The organism is Dethiosulfatibacter sp., from assembly GCF_983023055.1.
In genome coordinates this window covers 1-2355 of the sequence record NZ_CEZJXU010000407.1, presented here as the reverse complement: position 1 = coordinate 2355, position 2355 = coordinate 1, and the positions used below count along the sequence as shown (strand labels likewise).

General features: G+C 37.2%; 2 protein-coding genes. One reads left to right on the top strand and one right to left on the bottom strand.

Annotation, left to right across the window (positions count from 1 at the left end):
- The coding region (locus tag AC3AX0_RS11685) for an NAD/NADP octopine/nopaline dehydrogenase family protein (protein WP_487550460.1) at positions 1-748 on the bottom strand (748 nt) is incomplete at its 3' end.
- Between the two features lie 199 nt (positions 749-947).
- On the opposite strand from AC3AX0_RS11685, the gene AC3AX0_RS11680 reads away from it, so the two are divergent.
- Positions 948-2355: thiamine pyrophosphate-dependent enzyme (locus tag AC3AX0_RS11680; RefSeq protein WP_487550459.1), on the top strand; the 1408-nt coding region annotated here is incomplete at its 3' end.

Sequence of the window (2355 nt, the reverse complement as noted above, 5' to 3'; positions counted from 1 at the left end):
GAGCCTTAGCTATATTAATTCTTTCCCTGTCCACTTTCTCAATTACTCTTGCTACTGCTGGGGTTATTCCTTCCTTGTAAAAGTCAAATTTTCCCTTTGTGTTTTCTAACTTAGCTGCATTCATTACAGTGATAGCTGTATGTACTACGCAATTCATATTGGACAGATTAACCTCAAAAATATTCTTTCCTCTTACAAAGACTTCCGTTATTCTGTTTAGCATTGAAACTCCTACATCAACAATATCTGGATAAACAGAAGACACAATTATTTCACTTTTGATTCCTTTTAAGACAATATTTTTCTCATCAATTAATCTACTAGCAAAAATAGAAGAGCTTAAGGACAATATTTTTTTATAATCCTCCATGTTTCTATCTCTGATCATTTCATTCAACAGAAGACATCCGTAGTTGTCGGGCATCAATACTGTATAAATATCCTTGTATTCCATCTTCTTAAAACATTTCAAAAACTCGTCAAAAAACATTTCATGACAATAGCCAGGAACACAGATAAAGACCATTTCAACATCCTTCAATGCAAGATCCAAATCATTGGTAACCATATTTAAACTGCAGCTGAAATCAAATATTCCTTGTATATTCATTTCATACCCATATTCTGTTTTATCTTTTTGAAAGCTTCTCTTGTATAAACTTACACTGTGTCCCAGATGTGTGAAATATGCTGACAGGGAAAAACCTGAATTCCCTCCTCCAAGAACGGCTATTTTCATTTTATCCATAATAAACCTCGATAATTTAATCTTTCTCATTATATCAAAAGACCTGGATAATTACATGTATTTTATATGAAATATGAATAATTTCAATACAAAATCATTATTTTTTTTATATCTTAGGATACTTGACTATGCAACATTCATATTCTATAATTTATGTAGGTTGATACAACAACCTGTTTTATACATTAAGGAGGAAGTTATGAAAGTATTAATGACCGGAAACGAAGCAGTTGCACGTGGCGCATATGAAGCAGGCGTAACAGTGGCATCTGCATATCCAGGTACACCAAGCACTGAAATAATGGAAAACTTTTCAAAATACGAGGGAGTATATGCAGAGTGGGCACCGAACGAAAAAGTTGCAGCTGAAGTTGCAATGGGAGCAGCTGTAAGAGGTGTAAGATCCTTTGCCTCTATGAAGCACGTAGGACTAAATGTTGCGGCAGATCCCTTCATGTCATTTGCATATCACGGTTCAAACGGCGGCTTTGTAATAATTACCGCCGACGAGCCAAACATGTTCTCTTCCCAAAATGAACAAGACAACAGACTCTACTCCATTCATGCCAAGGTAGTATGTTTGGAACCTTCTGATTCCCAGGAATGCATAGATTTCATGAAGATTGCATTTGAAATAAGTGAACAATTCAATACTACAGTTCTTTTCAGACTAACTACAAGGGTATGTCACTCAAAAACGCCTGTAGAACTAAAGGAAAGAATTGTACCTAAAACTGAAACCTTTGTGAAAAATTCAAAGAAATATGTAATGGTACCTGCTCATTCAAGAACAAGACATCCAGAAATAGAAGAAAATCTTCTTAAACTTAGTGAGTATGGAAATACTTCACCATTGAACAGTGAAGAAATCCACGACACCAAAATTGGTATAATATGCAACGGAGTATCCTACCTCTATGCTAAAGAAGTCATGGGCGACAATGCTTCCTATTTGAAAATAGGAATGTCAAATCCTCTTCCTGTAAAAAAAATCACGGAATTTGCAGGAAAAGTAGACAAGCTTTATATAATAGAAGAAAACGAGCCCTTCATGGAAACACAAATAAGATCATGGGGCATAAAATGTACAGGAAAGGATCTCTTTCCAATATGTGGAGAATTCAGCCCTGAACTCCTAAGGGAAAAGCTACTGGGCGTGAAGCCAACAATAGCCTTCACACCTGAAAACGAACCACCCATGAGACCCCCAGTACTTTGTGCCGGATGTCCTCATAGAGGGCTGTATTTCGAACTTGGTAAATACAAGAACAAGGCATTCTTCTCGGGAGATATTGGATGCTACACCCTAGGTTATCTTCCTCCTTTCGAGGCTATGGACCTTTCAATAGACATGGGTGCATCAATCACTGCGGCCCAGGGGTATCAACGAGGAAATGAAATGTCCGACGACGACAATGCAAACCTTAAACCTTTTGCTTTGATTGGAGATTCAACATTCTTCCATTCGGGAGTAACTGGTCTTCTCAACATGATCTACAACCATACTCCTATAACTGTTATCATTATGGACAACAGCATTACAGCTATGACTGGACACCAGGACAATCCAGGAACTGGTGTAAGTGTAATGGGCAGTATGTCACAGA